2 protein-coding genes and 1 pseudogene are annotated in these 1499 nt (G+C 47.3%); all 3 read right to left on the bottom strand.

Annotated elements, in window-relative coordinates; translation table 11 throughout:
* Positions 1-12 precede the first annotated feature (12 nt).
* Entirely contained in the window at positions 13-267 is a 255-nt protein-coding gene (locus J7R10_RS08075) for a tail protein X (protein WP_010705200.1), read from the bottom strand.
* Positions 268-293: 26 nt separating this feature from the next.
* Entirely contained in the window at positions 294-725 is a 432-nt protein-coding gene (locus J7R10_RS08070; protein WP_010705199.1) for a phage tail protein, read from the bottom strand.
* A 30-nt stretch (positions 726-755) separates the two neighbouring features.
* Positions 756-1499 (bottom strand): annotated as a pseudogene (locus J7R10_RS10045) (phage tail tape measure protein); the annotation flags it as partial.

Raw genomic sequence — 1499 nt, 5'->3', positions numbered from 1 at the left:
GATATGTGCGCATTAATCCCATAACCGCTTCACCATGCTTTGGAGATTGTGAAGTGCGAATTCAGGCAAAATAACCTTTAAACCGCGTGGTAAAAGCACACCATATTGGGCAATCTCTGGATTGGCTTCCAGTGTGGCTTCAAGATAGCCTTTTAATGCTCCAACTTGGGCACGGTCCCCTAATACAGCCATGGCATGTTGAAAGCAGATGAGATCGAGACTCATATCCTCTAGCTCTACAACAACATGCTTTTCTGGTATCTTCATGGGAATTGTTCCTCTTGATATCGACCTTACTGATATTGACCTTGGGGTTTTCCCCCATCAAAAAACGGCAACAAACTGATGGAATAACGAATGCGCTGCGATTGACCAGAGCGGCTAATAGTGTCGTGGTCTTTCGTGAGAGTGGTGATCACCACAGGACCATGGAGAAGGGCACTATAGCTCCTATCATTCATCCAACGAAGCATCTGCACGGGTTTGGCTCTTCGAATAGTTGTGGTGATGGCATCAATGGCTGCACGGTCACCAAATTCTTCTGGAAACCAAACCCCATGAATGGTCTTTACATCATTGCCATAGCCGGTAAATTGCAAACTGGGGGATCTACCAAAACGCTCCATAGAGACCCATGAGGCAGAAAACTCTTCCTCGAAGGATTGGAAATTTAGCCAGTCTACATAAAATTGATGTGGTCCTAACATCATCAAAGGATCTCTCATTGCCTCCCTCCCCTCCTTTTGTTCTTTCCCTTATTCTGTTCCCCCATGCAGAGCATTGGCGCGTGCGCGTTGAATGGCATGACTTACTGTACGCCCCGTGGCAACGGGATCACGCGCGCCATTGACATGCACCGTGATATTTTGATTGTGCGTGGTGGTGGGGCGGTCTTTCTCTCTTTGCTCACGACCAGAGTGATTGGCATGACCAGCACCCGCATATTGCATAATCGGTTGAATGGGTGTTTTGCCCCCAAGCCAACTGGGCAAATGAAACAGGCCGGATAAATCAACATTGCCAATCCATCCTTTGATACGGCTTGGTAAGGATTGAAAAAAGTCCTTCAATTTTGTAATGGGTGCCATAAAACCATCGACAATCCAATTCGCCAAATCCTCCCCTGCTTGTTCCATACCGGCTTTGGCATCATCAGAGAGCTTTTCGCGGGCAAAAAAGCTCCCCAACCAATTCCAAAAATTGGCGATGCTTTGCTTAAAACCATCCCACACATTGCCAAACCACCCGCCAACAGACTTAAGCCCCTGTTTGAACTTTTGCCAAGCTTGAGAGAAATCAAAGGCGGCAGCAATAGCGTTTTTCCACTTGGTAATGGTTGCGGTATCGGCGCCAAAAAAGTGCATGACGGCTTCAAAGGCACGACCAAAAGCCCGTGCTATCCCCCGTGCAAAGCCTTTTATAAAAGAAGAGAAACGATCCCAATATTTCCACAAAGCAAAACAAGCAGCGATGATGACAGCCACAACAGCGGCAATGAG

Origin of the sequence: Bartonella vinsonii subsp. berkhoffii ATCC 51672, assembly GCF_902825225.1 — a bacterium.
GTDB classification, from domain to species: Bacteria; Pseudomonadota; Alphaproteobacteria; order Rhizobiales; family Rhizobiaceae; genus Bartonella; species Bartonella berkhoffii.
This window is presented reverse-complemented; position numbering and strand designations above follow the sequence as displayed.